This is a genomic window from Pyrobaculum sp. (assembly GCF_049971835.1).
Classification (GTDB): Archaea; Thermoproteota; Thermoprotei; order Thermoproteales; family Thermoproteaceae; genus Pyrobaculum.
The window spans coordinates 1-17,405 of sequence record NZ_JBMFKV010000027.1; the positions used below are offsets into that span (position 1 = coordinate 1).

18 protein-coding genes and 1 tRNA gene are annotated in these 17,405 nt (G+C 56.0%); 14 read left to right on the top strand and 5 right to left on the bottom strand.

The features are described 5' to 3' along the window. Positions 1-299 precede the first annotated feature (299 nt). Positions 300-403, bottom strand: a tRNA-Leu gene (locus tag ACP5J3_RS03875). Positions 404-510: 107 nt separating this feature from the next. Beyond that, positions 511-2,286 carry a translation initiation factor IF-2 gene (gene infB, locus ACP5J3_RS03880; protein ID WP_428494452.1) on the bottom strand — a complete coding sequence of 592 codons (1,776 nt, stop codon included), beginning with the start codon at positions 2,284-2,286 and terminating at the stop codon, positions 511-513. 482 nt (positions 2,287-2,768) lie between these two features. On the opposite strand from infB, the gene ACP5J3_RS03885 reads away from it, so the two are divergent. From ACP5J3_RS03885 to ACP5J3_RS03895, 3 genes are all read left to right on the top strand, one after another. Further along, entirely contained in the window at positions 2,769-3,755 is a 987-nt protein-coding gene (locus tag ACP5J3_RS03885) for an ATP-binding protein (protein WP_428494453.1), read from the top strand. Further along, entirely contained in the window at positions 3,733-4,290 is a 558-nt protein-coding gene (locus ACP5J3_RS03890; protein WP_428494454.1) for a hypothetical protein, read from the top strand. Before ACP5J3_RS03885 ends, ACP5J3_RS03890 begins: the two co-directional genes overlap by 23 nt. Positions 4,291-4,444: 154 nt before the next feature. Continuing rightward, positions 4,445-4,624: a chromatin protein Cren7 gene (locus tag ACP5J3_RS03895; RefSeq protein ID WP_428494455.1), complete on the top strand. Its 180-nt coding sequence runs from the start codon at positions 4,445-4,447 to the stop codon at positions 4,622-4,624. Between the two features lie 9 nt (positions 4,625-4,633). Here ACP5J3_RS03895 and ACP5J3_RS03900 read toward each other — a convergent pair whose 3' ends face one another. Continuing rightward, positions 4,634-5,011 (bottom strand): hypothetical protein, encoded by a 378-nt coding sequence (locus tag ACP5J3_RS03900; protein WP_428494456.1) that lies wholly within the window; start codon positions 5,009-5,011, stop codon positions 4,634-4,636. Positions 5,012-5,064: 53 nt separating this feature from the next. Here ACP5J3_RS03900 and ACP5J3_RS03905 point away from each other — a divergent pair, with 53 nt between their 5' ends. Further along, positions 5,065-5,490, top strand: a complete 426-nt coding sequence (locus ACP5J3_RS03905) for a CBS domain-containing protein (protein WP_428494457.1) — start codon at positions 5,065-5,067, stop codon at positions 5,488-5,490. Continuing rightward, the gene (locus tag ACP5J3_RS03910) at positions 5,490-6,452 is read left to right on the top strand and encodes an NAD(P)/FAD-dependent oxidoreductase (protein ID WP_428494458.1); all 963 of its coding nucleotides are present in this window, start codon (positions 5,490-5,492) and stop codon (positions 6,450-6,452) included. The genes ACP5J3_RS03905 and ACP5J3_RS03910 overlap by 1 nt, the downstream gene beginning before the upstream one ends. A gap of 78 nt (positions 6,453-6,530) precedes the next feature. Here ACP5J3_RS03910 and ACP5J3_RS03915 read toward each other — a convergent pair whose 3' ends face one another. After that, positions 6,531-6,677 (bottom strand): hypothetical protein, encoded by a 147-nt coding sequence (locus ACP5J3_RS03915; RefSeq protein WP_428494459.1) that lies wholly within the window; start codon positions 6,675-6,677, stop codon positions 6,531-6,533. A 77-nt stretch (positions 6,678-6,754) separates the two neighbouring features. Here ACP5J3_RS03915 and ACP5J3_RS03920 point away from each other — a divergent pair, with 77 nt between their 5' ends. From ACP5J3_RS03920 to ACP5J3_RS03950, 7 genes are all read left to right on the top strand, one after another. Further along, positions 6,755-7,621 (top strand): hypothetical protein, encoded by an 867-nt coding sequence (locus tag ACP5J3_RS03920; RefSeq protein ID WP_428494460.1) that lies wholly within the window; start codon positions 6,755-6,757, stop codon positions 7,619-7,621. Positions 7,622-7,671: 50 nt separating this feature from the next. After that, positions 7,672-8,259: a haloacid dehalogenase gene (locus ACP5J3_RS03925; protein WP_428494461.1), complete on the top strand. Its 588-nt coding sequence runs from the start codon at positions 7,672-7,674 to the stop codon at positions 8,257-8,259. 988 nt (positions 8,260-9,247) lie between these two features. Beyond that, a complete protein-coding gene (locus tag ACP5J3_RS03930; RefSeq protein ID WP_428494462.1) occupies positions 9,248-10,096 on the top strand; it encodes a trypsin-like serine protease in 849 nt (282 codons plus the stop codon). Between the two features lie 260 nt (positions 10,097-10,356). Further along, the gene (locus tag ACP5J3_RS03935; protein WP_428494463.1) at positions 10,357-12,021 is read left to right on the top strand and encodes a hypothetical protein; all 1,665 of its coding nucleotides are present in this window, start codon (positions 10,357-10,359) and stop codon (positions 12,019-12,021) included. Between the two features lie 89 nt (positions 12,022-12,110). Further along, positions 12,111-12,467, top strand: a complete 357-nt coding sequence (locus ACP5J3_RS03940; RefSeq protein WP_428494464.1) for a hypothetical protein — start codon at positions 12,111-12,113, stop codon at positions 12,465-12,467. Then, positions 12,461-13,021, top strand: coding sequence for a hypothetical protein (locus ACP5J3_RS03945; protein WP_428494465.1), 561 nt, complete (start codon positions 12,461-12,463; stop codon positions 13,019-13,021). The genes ACP5J3_RS03940 and ACP5J3_RS03945 overlap by 7 nt, the downstream gene beginning before the upstream one ends. Then, positions 12,993-13,280, top strand: a complete 288-nt coding sequence (locus tag ACP5J3_RS03950; protein ID WP_263246327.1) for a winged helix-turn-helix domain-containing protein — start codon at positions 12,993-12,995, stop codon at positions 13,278-13,280. The genes ACP5J3_RS03945 and ACP5J3_RS03950 overlap by 29 nt, the downstream gene beginning before the upstream one ends. 436 nt (positions 13,281-13,716) lie before the next feature. Here ACP5J3_RS03950 and ACP5J3_RS03955 read toward each other — a convergent pair whose 3' ends face one another. After that, positions 13,717-13,899, bottom strand: a complete 183-nt coding sequence (locus tag ACP5J3_RS03955; protein ID WP_428494466.1) for a hypothetical protein — start codon at positions 13,897-13,899, stop codon at positions 13,717-13,719. A gap of 209 nt (positions 13,900-14,108) precedes the next feature. On the opposite strand from ACP5J3_RS03955, the gene ACP5J3_RS03960 reads away from it, so the two are divergent. Both ACP5J3_RS03960 and ACP5J3_RS03965 read left to right on the top strand, forming a co-directional pair. Continuing rightward, a complete protein-coding gene (locus tag ACP5J3_RS03960; RefSeq protein WP_428494467.1) occupies positions 14,109-15,677 on the top strand; it encodes a hypothetical protein in 1,569 nt (522 codons plus the stop codon). 616 nt (positions 15,678-16,293) lie between these two features. Beyond that, entirely contained in the window at positions 16,294-16,908 is a 615-nt protein-coding gene (locus ACP5J3_RS03965) for a hypothetical protein (protein WP_428494468.1), read from the top strand. Positions 16,909-17,405 lie beyond the last annotated feature (497 nt).

Genomic DNA, 17,405 nt, shown 5'->3' on the forward strand with positions numbered 1-17,405 from the left:
AGAAGGAGCGCGAAGCGGACTACCTGAGAACGGCGGCTGTGCTGAAAGCACTAGGCGTAGAGAGCTGGAGCAGAAAACCAAAACAGATACAGCTCACAGGTGGCGCCCTAGACGCCTTCATGCGCCTAGAGCCGGTGTGCGCCGACCTGGGCATATGTAGAAAAAGTTAGAAACACACATCTGCAAAATGTGGAAATAGTCTGGCCTCGTTTAGCTTGCTCTCCACCATATCTGAAGCGCCCAGCTCCTATTTCCCTTATCGATCGCGGCAGACCCCCTTGTTTAATTTCCAAAAATAGTGGTGCGGGGGGTGGGATTTCTGGGCGGCGCCGCCTGAACCCACGCAGGCCTACGCCACAGGGTCTTGAGCCCTGCCCCTTTGGCCTGGCTCGGGCACCCCCGCCTGTATTTACATTATTTTAGAGGTTTTTTAGCTTTTTCGGCGCCGCGCTGGCATTTATTTAGCGATAGGCGTCGGCCCTGGCTTCGCTAACGGGTCCACCTCGGTCTTTACCCCGACCCTCTTCTCCTTGCCTTTAGATACTCTTCTAGAGCCTTAATCTCGTCTTCGCGGAGGTGTTGCTTGTACTGGAATAGCCACTGCCGGGCCTGCTCGTCTGGGATGTATACGTAGAGCACGTCTCCCTCCTTGATTTGGCGGCCTACTATGACGTCGCCTTGGATGGAGATTGCAACCTCGTCGCCGGCGGCGGCTTCGTTTACCGGCTTTCCCTGCTTCTGGATCTGCATCACCCTGCCCACCTCTCTGCCGTCTTTCACGAGGCTGACGCCGGGCTTCAAAGTGCCGGCAAGCACCTTCACCCCAACGATGGCCGGATCGCTACGGCGGAAGACGAAGCCTGGGAGTAGCTGTATCTTGGCGGGCCTCGTGAGCTGGGATAGTATCTGCTCCACGGTCTTGGTCTTGACCTCGTGAGACCACTTGATGTACTCGTCGAAGATGCGGTAGAGTATCTCCCCCTTGATGATCCTCACGCCGGAGGACGCCGCCTCCTTCTCGACGTCGGGCGGCACCTTGACGTTGAAGGCTAGTATTACGCCGAAGGCCGGGTTCCTCCTCCTGCTGAGGACCGCCTCGACCACGTCCTTGTGCGTCGGGGGCCCGACGTCGGCCTTCCTCACGGGGATGCCTTGCTGTCTGAGGAAGAGGATTGTGCTCTCCAGGGTGCCGAAGGTGTCCGCCCTCACTATGACGCCCTCCCTGTCGGACTCGATTTTTATCTCGGCTATCTCCTCTTTTATCTGCTTCTGGACGTGGGGGATGGCTTGGGGGTCCCACACTGCGTATATCGGCGCGCCGGCCACCACGCCCTCTAGGCCGTCTGCCACTATGCGGACTCCTGCGGCGGCTCTGACCTCCTCCACCGCCATATACCTGTCCTCGGGGTCTCTCATCTCCTCTAGCGGCTTGGGCATGACGAGCATCCTGACCCGGGCCTCTCTGGGGCCGTCTAGGCCTGCGGTCACCACCACGTCGCCTTTTCTAATCCTCCCGTCGTATATAATGGCGTCGGCCACCACGCCGAGGCCCCTCTCCTCCTTTACCTCCATCACGACGCCCTTGGCGGGGCCGTCTGTCACTTGGAGCCTCTCCCGGGGGATGAAGCGCTGGCTCACCCCGGCCAGGACCACGAGGAGGTCCGCGATCCCCTCCCCCGTCACGGCGCTTGTGGGGATGATGGGCACCTGGCGGGAGAAGTCTCTAACCCGGTCGTATCTGTCGGCCTCTATGCCGAATCGGGAGAGCTCGTCTATCAGCTTGCCTATCCTCTCCTCGAGCGTGGCGACGGCGTGCCACTCCTGCTCCTCCACGGCGAATAGGAAGGGCCTATTCTCCACAGACCTCCACCCGTAGATCCTGTCCAGTTTGTTGGCGGCGATTACGAAGGGCACCCCGCGGCTCTGGATTAGCTTAAGCGACTCGACGCCCTGCTCCTCGAGGCCGGAGGTTATGTCCACCACGAGCACAGCCAAATCGGCGACGGAGCCGCCCCTCTTCCTGAGGTTTGAAAACGCGGCGTGGCCCGGCGTGTCTATGAAGAGAAAGCCGGGGACCCATATCCTACCCCTAAGCTTGAGGCGGTCCACCAGAGGCCCCGCGAACCTCTCCACCGCCGGCCACGGCACCAGACTCATGCCTATGTGTTGCGTAATCATGCCGGGCTCCCGGTAGGCCACAGAGGTGCCCCTGATCTTGTCCAGCAGGAGGGTCTTCCCCACATCCACGTGGCCCATCACCACGACGAAAGGCGACCTCACAGACATGGCCAAACCCACGTCACTATTTAAAAAAGATTAGCCGCCGAGGGGCCGAGCGACGGCCTGCCGGGGTCAACCCCCGCCGCGGATATCCGTTCACGGAGTGCCCCCGCGCCTCCCGGCAACCCGGTGCGGGCTCCCCCACGGCCCCAAGGCGCTGAAGTAACGCTCATCTACGCGCAACGAGTGGGGGCCGCCAGCCGCGTTAGCGCGCCGTGTTTCCTAGAAGCAACTCGCCGCTCACAGCCCATGCAGTGACAGAGATCTCCTCCCTCGAGGCCTCAATTAGCAAAGACCCGCGATAGCCACATATTTCCCAGATCGGGTCGGAGGGGCCGGGCCTCCATAAGCTCCATTCCGCCAGCGGGATTTTCCGCTGGAGGCGCGCGGGGGCGTGGAGCGTCGTGGAAAATACTTTAACATCTGGCGCCGGCGGTGGCCGGCGTGCCCAGCGGCACATGTTTTTAAAACGAGACGTGTGGGCTATAGTGGAGTTTAGGATTAGGGGGTATAGGTGTCTTGAAGATTTCGTCGTAGACGTCGAGGATCTGTTGGTGATCTTGGGGCCTAATGGCGCTGGGAAGTCTTCTCTTCTTGAGGCCCTCTACCTGGCGGCTTCTGGCGGCGGGGCCACCCCGCCGGGGCCCCAAACGCCCTTGAAAATTGTGTTGATGGCGCGGGGGGAGCCTTTCAGCCCAGACTTTGGCCGGGACCGCGCCCAGCTTAACGAGACTGTATTGTCTAGAGCTGAGTGCGCCCCGGGCGGCGACGCGGAGTTGAACAAGCTACTGCAGGGAATCTCCGTACAGCTTTTTTTCGGATGGCTGGCCAAATTGTCCGGGTTGCCTGTGTCGGAATTTGCATATCGGGAGCTTGGTAGGCTTTACCTCTGCGGGCCGGGCGGCGCCTCCGCCGCCGCGGTTTTCGCGAACTTCGTGGTGGACTGGCGTAAGGGCGGTATTGGGGAGGCCCTGCTCGTGACGCCTAGGCTAGCCGCCGAGATGGACTACGTGGCGCCGCTTGTCGACACCATAGCAGTGGGGAACCCCGGCTGGTTTAGCGAAGCAATGAGGCTTTTTGAGAAATACGGCGTGAGGGATGTGAGGAATATCAACGGCATACCCCATGTGGTGGGGAGGAGCATCCTGCCGATGAGCGCCGCGCCGGCAGGTCTTGCGTACGCCCTCGTAATATCCCTTGCCCTCGGCGGCGGCCGATTTATCTTCATCGACGAGCCGGAGGCGCATATGCACCCCACGCTTATCAACACCGTGCGGGACGCGGTGGAACGCGCCCTCGACGCGGGGAGAAAGGTGGTGGTGGCTACGCAGAGCATTGAAGTAGTGGACAAGCTAGCATTAATCGGGAGGGGGCGGGTGTTGAGAATGCGCGACTGTAAGAAATACGACGAGATAGAAATGCCGGAGGCCAGGAGGCGCCTTGACGAGCTCTATGAAGACCTCAGATATTACTGACATCTGCATATATTTTGTAGAGGGAGACGACGACGAGAAAGCGCTTCAGGCTTGGTGCGGCTGGTCGCGGCCAGAGGCGCCGTTCACAGGCGAGCTGTCGAGGAGGATCAGCGCAGTAGAGGAGCTGTTGGGCAGATACCGACGCATCACAGCTGGAGGGCGCTATCCAGTCAAGAAGTACGTCACCAGCGGCAGGGCAGTCGTGGTGGTCAAATTCGCGCAGATCTCCAACTGGAGAAGTGTGTTTCACTATGTCAGAGAGCGGAGGGAAGGGCTCAACGAGTACGCCCGATGCGTCACGATTGTTTTCGACTGCGATGCGCCCGCTGAGTCCTGCGCCAGGTTAAGAGGCGGGATTGAGATCTTAAACTGCGCTAACCCCCGGCAGTGTTGTGCCGGAGGTGGCGGAGTTGCTCTCCTATCTACATGCGATGAAGTCTCCCTCCTCTCCTTCGCGCCCAGGCTTGAGGACTTGTGCGGTGTCACATGTAGCTGTGCTTGTTGCGAACACTGCGAGGGGAGACACATGCCTTAAACTTAACGCAGACGATCCCCTCGGAGGGGGCGCTTCGGCGCGCGGTAACTGACAGAGACTCCACGCCAACAGCCGCGTAAAGGAGTATAGAGAGACCCGCCCCTCATCCAGCCGGGGACCCAATAAATTTATAAGCTGGCCGCGCTTTCTATACGTGGCTGAGGAGATTTTGAACCGGGAGTACGAGGTGGAGTGGGGGGGCCGCGTCTATAGGCTAAGGCCCGTGAAGGCGTGGATCCTCCAGCCGCCCGGCAAGCCGGGCGTCGTTGTGGCCATGTTTAGACTGCCAGACGGCAAAACTGTCAGGAGGATCATAATGAGATTGCCGCCTTGAGCCGGGGCTCTACCTGCGCTCTGTGAGTGCGTTGATTAACATCCTCACCGCTATGTGCGACCTCTCCAGAGACTTCTCCACCGCGGCGATAAGCTCAAGCTCCAGCGGCGTCTTGGCGGATTCTCTTAGTTTTCTAACCCCGGCGAGGTGCTCCTCGTAGTGTTTACACATCTCCTCAAGCGCCTTCACCACCTCCTCCAGGGGCTTGGCGTCCGGGGCGCTTAGCGATATGTCGGGGAGGGACAGCAGATCCATCAGCCTAATCCTTAGATACGTCTCCCTAATTATGCCGTTTATAAACTCCCTCAGATATTCTGACTCGACGGCGCTCTTAAGCTTCATGAGCTCCACTAGGTGTAGAAGCTCGTCGCTTGTAAACCTATCCACGTAGTCCAGCCGTTGGCGACATATATATTTTAATCCCCTCTGCATTTATAGACATGATTGGGGACTACGCCAAGACAGACGTCGTCAAGGCCTTCCCCACCACGCCTATTAGAGAGGTGGCGAAGCTAATGGCCGAGAGGAGGGTTGGCCTCGTTGTTCTAGTCGATCCCAAGCAACAGGACAGAGTCGTCGGCGTCGTCTCAGAACGCGACGTGGTTAAGGCCGTCGCCTTCGACGCCGACTTGAACTCGCCGGTGGACACCATAGCCACTAAAAACGTGGTCACGCTAGACTACGGCGAAAACGTGGCGAAGGCCGCCGAGGTATTTAAGAAGTACGGCATACGCCACGTGGTCGTTACGAAAAACGGCAGGCTCTACGGCGTCTTGTCTATAAGAGACATAATAAGGGAAGACGCCATACTCAAAGAAATGGCGGAGTTCTATGAGTGGACTTTCGAGCCCGGCATGTCTGCGTAATGAAGCCCCAGGCGAAGGTACTGGGTCTAGGCCCCTCGGGGTCGGCGTTCCTGAGGTTCTACGGCAGGGCGCACGGCGTCGACTGGACGAGGCGCTACTTCAAGGCCTGCGGCGAGGCGGTCCCCGTCGAGACCCCCCTCGTCGACATGAAGTACGTGGTGGATAAGGTGAAGAGGTACAAGTTCTACCGCTGGCGGAGGGAGGTGGGGGAGGTCGCCTACGCAAAGGCGAGGTGGTACATAGTGGACAAAGGCGCTTGGGTGGAGTCCATGAGAGGCGGTGGGGAGGGCGGCGGGGAGTGGGAGGTCTTGGTCAAGGCGGGCGGTCCATACCAAAGCGAGGGGGAGAAGATTACGATAGCCAGGGCGTACGTCGACGGGGTGAAGCTGGAGGAGGAGGCGGCGTACTTCATCTTTCCGGAAAACGCCGTGGGGTTCTACTGGGTATTCCCCCACGGCGGGGTCTACAACGTCGGCGGGGGCTTCATCGGAGTGGCCAACCCCGTCCCCCAAGTGCTTCACTTTGTCGAAAAGTGGCTGGGCGGGGGGCGGGTTCTGGACGTGAGAGGCGCCCCCTTCACAGTGGTCCCCAGGGTGGTTCTCCACGACGGCGAGGGGTTTAGAGTCGGCGAGGCGGCGGGGCTGGTCTACCCCCTCACCGGGGAGGGGATTCGGCCGGGGATAGTCTCCGCAAAGGCCCTCGCCGAGGCCCTGGCAACGAAAAACCCGCTGGAGACGTATAGACGCGCCGTGGAGCCCCTTGTGAGGCAGATAGAGTTTCAAAAGAAGTTGCTGAAAACCGCCGAGAGGCTCGCCGCGAGGGGAGAGGCCCTAATTGAGCTGGCCGACGACCGAATACTAAGAGACTACATAGAGGAGAACCTATCAGCGAGGGCCCTCTTCACTGTACTCGCCAGGAGGCCAGCCGCGGGGATTAGGCTGGTGGCCGCCTTGGTTAAGTAGTCAGCGGCCTATGTCCTCTACATATTTCACAGACCCAGGTTCCTCATCACCGCCACAACCGCTCCTCGGGTTTTTAAATCACGAGGCGTCGCCGAGCCTCCTCGCCAGCTTGGGAGCTATGGTGAAGAGCTTGGGAGTCAGTAAATGCGCCGGGTAGTAGGGGTCTATTCCGAGTTCCTGTAAAATTTTTGATATTGGGCCGAGGATTTCGATAACCGTCCTCATGCCCCGCCGAAAGTCCAACTTAAAAATATTTACGTAGCGCCGTTGCAAAGTATATATCTCAACATCTGAGGGTGGTCGTGGTCGTCCTCGCGCTGGCCCTCGTCGCCATCGCCGTACTGCTGGGCACAGCCCCGCTGTTTTTTGAAATAAAGGTGGAGCCGCTCCCCGTCCAGTCGACGCCTTATGTACGCGCGGAGGACGCGGGGGCGACTGTTCACAACCTCCTCATATTTTTCGTACTGCTCCTAGGGGCCACCGCCGCGATTTACATATTGTTCACGAGGAGGAGGTTGCTAAACCTGTTTCTATACTTCGTGTGGTACGTCCTCGCCGTCGGCGTGGTGCAGTTCTACACAATCCTGTACTACTGGACGGGGCTTCTTGACGAGATAAACGCCGTCAGACTCATGTGGACGTCTCTCCTATTCGGCCTAGCGGTGGCGTTTCTAATCCACAGAAGGAGAGGCGACTTGTTGCTGGGCTTCCTCGGCGCCTTGGCTGGGGTTATGTTTGTGTGGCTCCTCCCAGAGCCCACCGTGGCGGCGCTACTCGTCGCACTCCCGGTATACGACTACGTGATGGTAAGCAGAGGCCTCCTAGGCAAGCTAGTTAGGAAGTCTAAGGAGGCCGCCGGCGGGGGCGGCGGGGGGGCCAGGGGCGACACGCCCCTCTTCGGGTTCGTGGTTCGGCTGAGAAACATGTCGCTGGGGGTGGGCGACTTCGTCGTCTACGCCATGGCGCTGTCGTACGTAGTAACGAAGCTAGTCCACCTGGGGGGCGGCGCGGCCCTCCTCTCCCTAGCGGCGGGCGTGGTGTTGATATACCTAGGGCTCCGCCTGACGGTGTCGGTTTTCCTAAAGCGCTGGGGCTACGGCCCCGCGTTGCCCCTCCCCATCCTCCTGCTCTCCCCCCTGATAGCCGCCGCTTGGTTGCTACCCGCCTAGCCGGCCGCCGGCGCCGGGGCAATTTTATAAACCCCGGCGTGGGTGCCGCCATGCTCGACGTCAAGAAGCTATACGACGAGCTGAGGCGCTACGAGCAGGTCAAGGACGAGGTTGTCCAGACGTCGATAAAGGTGGCGAGGCTCTCCAAGGCCGTGGTGTACTCCACAATTAGAAAAGACTTCGCGTCTGCCGAGAGGGCTATGCGAGACATGGAGGAGGCTGTGGCGAAGTTGAAAAAGCTCGTAGAGGAGTGGCCCATGTTTTACGGAAACGCCACCACGGGGCTTCAGGAGTATGTAGAGGCCACGGCGCTGTACAGATACCTAAAAGAGGGGAGGTTACCCGCCAGAGAGGAGCTGGGAGTCGACGTCTACACCTACCTAATGGGCATCGCCGAGATCGCCGGCGAGCTAGGCAGAACCGCCACAGAGGAGCTACTGCGGAAGGAGGTGGAGCCGGCGCGGCGGCTTAAAGAAGCCGTCGAGAGGCTGTACCTCGACCTACTGGCGCTGGAGCCCAGAGACTTCGAGCTAAGGAAAAAAGTGGACTACGTGGGGTCCCAAGCCAATTGGATCATCGAGAAGCTTTTCTACGCCACCTCATGTAGAAAGGAGGAGGGCCCACTTGCGACACCTTGAAGTCAGTAGAGAAGCGGCGGCCACCCGCTGACCGTGTGGAGGCCTCCCGCGAGGCGGAGCTTCCCGCGGGCCTTCGTCGGGGTTTTCAGAGTATTGAAACGCTTGTCGTACCTCCACGCCACGCCGGCGCAGAACTAAGCCTCAGGCGAGGGTCCCACATCTGCCGGACGGGACCTCCCCCGCAGAGCGGCGCCGCATCTTCCGCACACCTCAACCCAACGTCGCACCGGCCTTGCACACACGGCCACATCTAAGTGCGTAGACTTATAAGGGCGCTGGACGGGGCTGTAAAGCGCAGAACCACTCTATTTTGTGCTGACGATTGTGCCGACTACGACGTTGCCGAGGTGCTTACAGCGGCGAGGGGCGGCCGATGCCCTCCCAACCGTGAGGCAAGCCGACGCAGTGGAGACTCTGCGTAAACAAGATCCAAAAGACCAGCCCCCAGGCTCTCAAGCCCAGACCCCCCACAGCCACGTCGCTGGACGCGGCGCAGAGGGCTGGCGTGCTGGTTTAAATATGTGGCACCGCTTTCTAGAAATGCGACTTTTTTGGATATACTTTGAATACATCAGATTTTTTAGAGGCGGCGCACGTCAGCAGTATGACGCTCCGGCCGAGGATCGCCGCAGACACGCCTCCAGTGAGCATAAGCGGCAGACCGCGTTTACGTAGAGATGAAATCTGCAATGGGGAGGCGGGTAGTTGCGTTGTACCTCCACGGCGTGCGAGTCTAGCCAGTCAAAGACATAGTGCCACCCTTCCCGAGAGGGATAGCCCCCGCTTGGAGTTCAGAGCCACAGGCACGTTACCCCTCGTCTTAATACTAATGCTGTGGAGCCACCTAGAAAGACTGACAATAAACAACGATAAGAATACGATTCGTATTGAGTCAAATTTATATCATAGAATATTTCAAAATCGCATGTCACTAAAAAGTATAATACAAAAAAGTGTACGTCTCAGAGGTGAGAGGCCTTGGAGGGGAATGTTAGTTGGTAAAGAGGCTTTTAGGAAAGGCGCGCCGGGGCTTGGTGAGCTGGGAGTTGCTGTGGCGTTGTTTCTCGCGGTGTCTGTATATGGGCTGTCGCTTACAGATAGGTGGGATAACCTCGCTGGAGGTGTCCAAATCGAGATAGGTTATTACCAGACCCCCGACCGGTATTTCCTATATGGGTACTGCAGTCTTGGGGCGCCGGTGTATTGGTACGAAGGCGGGGCGCGGGTATTTGGCTACCTCACAGCTGGCCACTGCACAAATAGTCAATATCAAGACGTCGTGCGCCAGCCGTACAGAGATTTAAATGCGCCTGACAGCAACTATATTGGAGATGTGATTAAAGACAGCTACTATACAGGCCCTACTCCGGTGGTGGACGCAGCTCTAATAAAAATAACAACATCAAGCAGAACTGTAAAGCCGTGGATCGCCACCTCCGCAGTGGGATTCCAGACAGACGCGCTCGTAAACTGGTACTACACAGTGACTAATGCGCCACGAGACCCGGGAGGTAGCGGATATTCAAAACTCGGATTTAGATGCCAATACGACTCAAGTCTCATTATCTACGATCTTTACATAACGCAGGACAATGCCTTGGTCTATAGAGTAATTAAAAGAGGCGGAGGAACTATAAATGCTTGTCCAGGTGATAGCGGAGGCCCTGTGTTCTACATGTGGAGCCAAAGAATCGACTCTATGACTGTGTATTATGCAAATATACTTGGTATCGTAAAGGGCGGCAACGCATACGCATATCCTACAGTGCTATTTGTAACTCCCATTGACGAATCTTTAAATAGGTTACAAGTATATCTATATACGTATAGGTCATGAGATCAGTATTATTTTTACTAATTATAACAGTGATAGTATTAGCGGCGCCTCAGATTAAAGTCGTATATGACTTCAATGGCGTGGTTGTAAACAAAACGTGTTATTTGGTCAAAACACAAGGTCTACCTGTATATATCATCGTCTCCTCAGTGAATGTTAACGAATCTGCTAAAATACCTCTCGTAAGGTCCTTTATAAGTGAGTTGAAGAAAATGCCGGGGGTATACATTCGCGGAGATGAGACATTTGGCGAGGACGTTTTGCGGAGACTAAAGGAAGAGAGCGGCAGGGCAGAGGTATGGCTTGAAGTGTACGTATTTAGTAACAGGTCGTTAGTGAACCGCATTGCGGATAGGGCTAGAGGACTAGGCGTCGGGCTGACTATTTACTACATCGACGCCGCGGATCCGGGCCCGTGGCAAGGCCGTGAAAAAGCTATTGAAATGATGAGCTCTTGGGTAAATGAGTATGTTAAGAGATATGGAAAAGACGCCTACTTCGGCATTGGGTTTATACTAGATATGCCTATAGTAACTCTCACAATCTTTAACGCCACTGAGGAAGAGGCCGATAAAGTTGCGACACGAGTCAGAGAGATCGTGCCGTGTAGATATCCTGTGGTGTACTTTACAGACAAGCTATTTCTATTGCGAACCGCATCTATAGGCGAGGCGACTGCCGCCGCCCCCCAGGGGCGCGGGGAAAACGCCACCGCAGCTCCGACCTCAGATGTGAATGACGCCAAGATGAACGCCATCTCGGGTATCTATATATGGCCAATAGCGCTGTTGGCAATTTCAGCCACATTGATAATACTGCTATTGCATAAGAGAACGAAGATTAAGTCAGGCGTAGTAATGAGATCTCTTTTCGTCTCGCTCCTACTGGCGTTGTTTGCACTGGCGGCGCCGCCTGTGTTGGTGTTTCCAGATGATTTCAACATAACGGCGGCGGGGAATTACTTAATCATCGAGCCTAAGTCTCCGGAGGGCATCTGGCTAGTCATGGGCGGCTTGGAGGGCGCGGTGAAGTCGTATATGGGGGTTGTGTTTAACTACACAGATCCACGCCTCTCCTACTGGCTCAAGGGGGTGGTGGACGACTTGTTCCCAGACGCCTTGAGCACCGGCGTCTTTTCTCACAAGCCGCCGGTGGCTTATGCCGTAGTTAAAAAGAGGCCGAGCGAACTTAAGCCGGTTAACGCCACTATAGTCGTGGTAGTAGTGCCGTGGGCAGACAGGAGGCCGGAAAACGCCACGAAGTACCTCGACACGGTGCTGAAGAGACTCTATAACACGAGGTGGGGAAACGAGACGAGGAAGATCACCGACAAGATAAACCTAGCCCTATTCAGGCAACTGTGTGAAGAGAGGCGGGAGCACGTAGAGAGGATAATAGAAAAGTCTGACAAGCCCCAGCGCATTAAATGCGGCGGGGATCTAGATATAAACGACACAGAGACGAGAAAAGAGCTAGTACTCCTTCTCTCTCTGCTTGAGTGGAGCGCCGCGTCGATAGGGGCTGTGTCTGAAAAAGGCAACTGGGGCGTCCCGACGGTTAGTGTGGGGTTTGCCAAATCTGTCTGCCGCGGGATGAACAAGACGGAGCTTGCCGAGGCCGTTGCTAAAATTGCCGAGGAGGCGGGAGGCTACCCCTTCATACTAGAGGTGGGATGCGGCGTGGGGCCCTTCAGGTTCTTGGCAAAAATCATAGGCTATCAGCGCCTATACCCCGATCCGCCCCGGGACCCTGAGGAGTGGCTCGCCTCTGTCGGCGCGGCGTATTTAGATGAGGCGCACGGCGTAGGGGCAGTGGAGGGGGGCACGTGGAGCCCCGCCGCGGCCGTAGCCCTGGCGCCCACAGCCGCCCTGGCGGCAATGGGCGTCTTGGCGGCGAAAGCCCGGCGCAGAAGGCAGACCCCCTAAAACTAGTTTTTTCCATACTTAATACGAATCGTATTCCTATCCCTGCAAATGGACGTAGCAACTTATATATTCGTTCTTATTCTTTCCATATGAGTAGGATATTGCTGTTGTTTATCGTCTTGACATTTTTAATAATAGCGGCAGAGCCAGACATCACGAGGGTTGAGGTGCCTATCTCCGGAACCTTAAGCGCGTCAGCGTCGCGGCTCTACGGGCCTTATAGTAGCGTAACCGCTGTCACAATTTCGCTAGATTTCAAGGGCGGAGAGTTGTGCGCCGGGTACGTGTATGCCGATAACTTCAAGGGGGAGTATAGTTGCTCCACCTCCGGTCGCCTCTACGTCTCGTATTCTGTGGACTGGACTAGGGATATATACATCCTCGTCTACAACCCCTCCTCCGGCTCGGTGAGCTACAGCGGCACGGCGACGTTGTACATATGGTAGACGTATTTAAGGCGTATAGGATGTGCGTAGGCGGCTTTGCCTCATATGTCGCCTCAGCGGCGTGGCTGTGGCTTGCGGCGTTTTTGGCGTATCTAGGTCTGTGGGGGGTCAGGCTGGCGGTGGTGCTGGCGGCTGGCCTTGCCGTAGCCGCGGCCCTCGGCCGCATCTGGCGGGTGGAGCGTAGCGTGTTGGGGGTACTAAAAGCGGCGAGCCTCTTCGCGAACCACGGCGATGTCTGCATCGCGGCGCCTTTAGCTAGACGCTTCGCCTTGGCCGTCATGGCGGTGGCTTTGGCATACGCCCTTTACGAAAGCTACTTATTAGCGTCTATGGGGGCAACCGTGACTGTCGCCACAACGTCAGACGGGCGGGCTGTGCCGCTGGTGGTCGGCGGCGGCGTCGTGCTGGGGGTGTGGCAAGGCCCTCTTTTATACGTCGCCTTCGCCAGCGCGGCTACGCTCTCCGCGTCTGTCTTTAGGGGGGTCTCCGCCTACGTCGAGTCTTATGTAAAGCTGAGAGAGGTTTATGGAAGGGCGAAGGAAATTCTTACCTGACGTATACACGGCGGCTAGGATTCTACACGTCCTTAGCCAAAGCCCTCTGCCAACCGCCGGCGTAGCCGCCGCGGCTAGGACAAGCTACGAAAAGGCTCTCCAGTACCTAACCCACCTGGCGCAGAGAGGCTTGGTGGCCAGCGTAGACGGCAGATGGCACCTAACAAAAGAGGGGCAAGCCGCCCTACTAAAACTTGAAGAGGTGGTAAAAACGCTAGCCGGCATAAACCTCAGCGACGCGGTAAGAAAGAGACGCTAGATATGTCTGACCCGCCCCGCTCCCCGGCGCTCGGGGCGGGTCATAGGCGCGCTCTTCCCCTTGGCGGGGTCATGGGGCCGGCCCGGCACGGCGGGCTCTTTCGGCTCCCTGGGCTCCATTTCGTAGGTGAAGACAGCATATAACCTGTGCTTCACTCTTCTCAACCTAATCGTCGACGATCTCTCGGCCTTGCCTATTCTGACAAGCCACTCGAATTTCCAGAACCGCTTGTGGGGTCAGAGCTCCGCGGCGTGCCTCCCAGACATGAGGCGTATGGACACCTCCGTAGGGAGCTGAGGGGCCACGCGGTTTTGACAACGTATGGCGCCGCACGCCTCACCTCCGGGGGCTTCCCTCAAGTTTCAACCCAGGCATTGTAGGTCTCGACCGCATTTTTCACTGTTTATTGCTGGTAGGCGAAGGGGGCCGAGCCGACTCACGGCCTCCTCGCCTCGTGCCATACGCTGAAGTAGCTGGCTCTCCTCCCGCCGTAGTTCTGCACTAAGGAGTCCACCACGGCCTTCTTAGCCAGCCTATAAGCCCCCTCCAGCTCAAGGTATTCCAGTAGCTGGTTGCCGTCCAGCAGAAGCGGTACCGCGACAGACCCCGTTGTCGCCACGTCTAAATTGAAGCTTGCTAAAAACCTTACTCCGCCCTAAAGGGCGGGGTTTGCAGTCGCCCTATCAAGGCCTACACGGCCGCCATTTTTAACGTAGAAGTGGCCTGGGCAACCTGCAACCGTGACGCTGAAGAAACTGATGATGGACGGCAATGCGAATACGATTCGTATTGAGTCAAATTTAAAACGTAGGATTGTTTTAATACTTAATGAAAAGTAAACAATTACACCGGGGGATTACAACGAGACAAGTTCTGGCGCTTGCGTTGATTATAGTTGCGGCCTACACGGCATATAGCATAGCAACGAACGCCCCTAATCCCGGCGTCACTATCAAATTTGAGATTTACGAAGATGGGAAGAGGATTACGGATATATTTGCAAGGGGCGACGTGGCGGCCGCCGTTTTTATTAGGGCTATCACGCCTGATGGAGAAGAGCCTGTGTTTATTGGCCTAACGAGAGGTTCTGTTCACATACCCGCCGCTAGGCTCAGCCCAATTGCTAAAAACTGGACTGACTTAATGAGGGCGAGGGGGAACGATCCCGAGAAGTTCTTTACGGCATTAATTGTGAGCATAGCGGTTGTGAATAAGACAAGCGAAAAGCCCATCCTATACGCCACGTATTTCGTGGACTACCCGCCTGCTAAAATCGCAGGAGGAAGTACCGAGGTGATCCGCAGATTGCATATCGCCAAGAAGCGAGGCGAGATCAGAGGTCATGTGGCCGGGGTGGATAGGGAGGAGAAGAGCGCCCCGCCGTTGGGATATAGCTTTGCCGCATTTGGGCCACCTTACACAGAGCCTCCAAAGAACGTATGGTGTGAAGTAGTAAACCCCGAAATTCCGAGCTACATCTGTTGGTACAGGAAGGTTTGGGTTGGCGTGGAAAACCTCACTGGGAATTTCCCAAGCTCCTACTTCACAACGTACAACGGCAAGATTTATATGAAGGTGCCAGTGGTAATGGCTGTAAATAACCTCACGGCAAGCGGTAGCATCGAGATTACAGTAAGCATGCTCCAGACAGCGGCCAAATTCTCTGTTAGTGCCGCTCTGGCTGTGCCTACGGATAGAGGCCCTTCTATAAGCCTAGCTGGCCGTAGTTGGGGTGGAGAGCTGTATTATCTAGGCAACTCAATATTTCTTGATCCTACTAGATCCGGCTGGGTTTGGATCTACGGAAGGCCCGTCTTTGCGTCATACGACGTGTACTACGAGGCATGGATGTGGCGAGAGTATTGGGGCGAAGATAACTACTTCTACATAGCGGATATTTACACAAGTAACATGATTATAACCAGCGACAAGGGCTTCGGCTTGCCCACTGAAATAATAAACTTCTTTTACGAGGGCACCACTAAACAAGGTCCTCTAACTATTTCAGACACGGCGTTGGGTGACGGCAAATTAGATCCAGGGGAGTACTTCTACTTTAGCCAGCTGTTTTCCTACTACGACAAATGTGGTGCCGATTTTGAAATCGGCATTCCGGTCGGCGCGGTTATAGTAGCCGCCTTGACAAAAAATGTGGGACTAACTCTCACAACTGCTGTTATTAAGGCTATAGAGGTGTCCCTCTCCGTAGAGGGTGCGAGCGTATATATTAACGGCAATATATACAACTACGGCGATCACCCAGGCGTGCCTAATGATATGAACGTCGCAGAGTATATCGCCATTGCTGTTGGAAAATATCAATACACGGCTAAGGACTTCTGGGGCAATACTTGTACATACGACGTGCCAGCCGGCCTATATATCGAAAGCCGCTGATTTTCTAAAAATCCATCCCCATACGGCCCTATAATCACAAACACCCGGAAGAAGGCGGTAAGGGCTTAGGGCGGGTATGAATAATAAGGCAGAGAAAAGATAGCGCCGTCTAGATGATGCCTGCAGTTGGCATTGATGGTCGATCAAGCCGCTTTAACTCGCACGATTGCAAAAGGCGAGTGATGACAAACTCGTGTTAATTACAGACGTTTAGGCGTTTCTGCGCAACTGGGGATTTTCTTTCGGCAATTTCTCTACAGACTGATTGTAGCCGGGGGCCGCGCCGTCGGCGTCGAGTTCAGGTTGGCAGAGGGGTGGACGAGTCCGTGGCGCAGGCGCGAGGCCCGTGCTGGCGAAAGCCGCGACAGATCATAACGAACTCACAGTAATGGCTTGCACCGACAGTAGATTGCATTTAACAAAAGGGGATAAGCCGCACCACACAAACTAGGGGCTCTTAAAAACGCTAGCTGGCATAGACGTCGGCAATGCGGTAAAAAATCATGAGACCTAGGCGTTTTAGGATCTTGGCGCCGAAGAAGCTGACGATAGACGGCGATGCGAATACGATTCGTATTGAGTCAAATTTATTACAGAGTACTTCCAGAAGATTATCATGAAAGGTGTGAGAACCGCGGTGTTGTTAATCACCGTCATCGCTGTTGTGTTCGTTGCCATATACGCCTCCGGCTATCTACAGCCCCAGGCCCCCAGGCCTCCCATCGGCGAGCTGGAGGAGCTCCGCCTCTTCATAACGCCTGAAAACGGCACCAAGACCTCAAGGTGGGAGCTCTGCGGCATGAAAATCTACGGCAAGGGGGCGTACTATAAGAAGGGCGACATCATAACGTCGCCTATCAAAGACATAGAAGAGCTACCGGAGAAAATTAGAAAGGACTACTCAGACCCCGTGAGGGCATACGTCGCGGGGGGTATAAGAGCGGATAAAGACGGCTATATCTACTCCATATACTTCCACAGGCCGGAGGGAGGTGCGGGTCTGGCAGATAAGTCCGTACTGATAGAGGAGCGTAACATAACGGCGATAGGATCGGGCGGCGCGACGCCCGCTACGCTGAGGGTACGCGGCGTTGAGTACAGCTTCTGGCTAGGCACGGTGGAGAAGGTCACGTCTAAAAACGCCACTGTGTACATAGTCTGCGGCACAGATAAGGAAAAGGTGGAGGGAAGGCTAGGAGAGATAAGAAACGAGCTAGAAGGCAAGAAGTAAACCTAAAATCTTTTTTTAACCCTCCTTCTCCCCTTCCCCCGTATACCACAGAAGTGACTGCGCATTCGCAACGCCGCTGTTGCTGAATTCTAGAGCGGAGCGCTGGGTTGTGCTGGAGGAATCTATCTGCGAGAGTCAGATTCGCCGGTCGGCGCGGGTTTTTACGGCGCGTCGGGTAGGGGGCGTCGGATCCACTACATCTTCACGAGGCTATCTACCCCAACCGAACACCCCCCATGCGTGACGGAGATGGCCGCATCTGTAATCATATAGCAAATAGCGAGACGAATACGATTCGTATTGAGTCAAGTTTATACCGTAGAATATTATCAAGATTATATGTCTGGAAGAAATGTATCAAATAATTTCCGCGGCAACCGGAGTTCCCTACAGCATAGGCACTGGGAAGTGTTGCAGGTCATTTACGGCGCGGGAGGGAGTGAGGAGTATGTCTGTGATAATTTCTTCTTCCGTAGTGTTGATGCTGTTAATCAAGC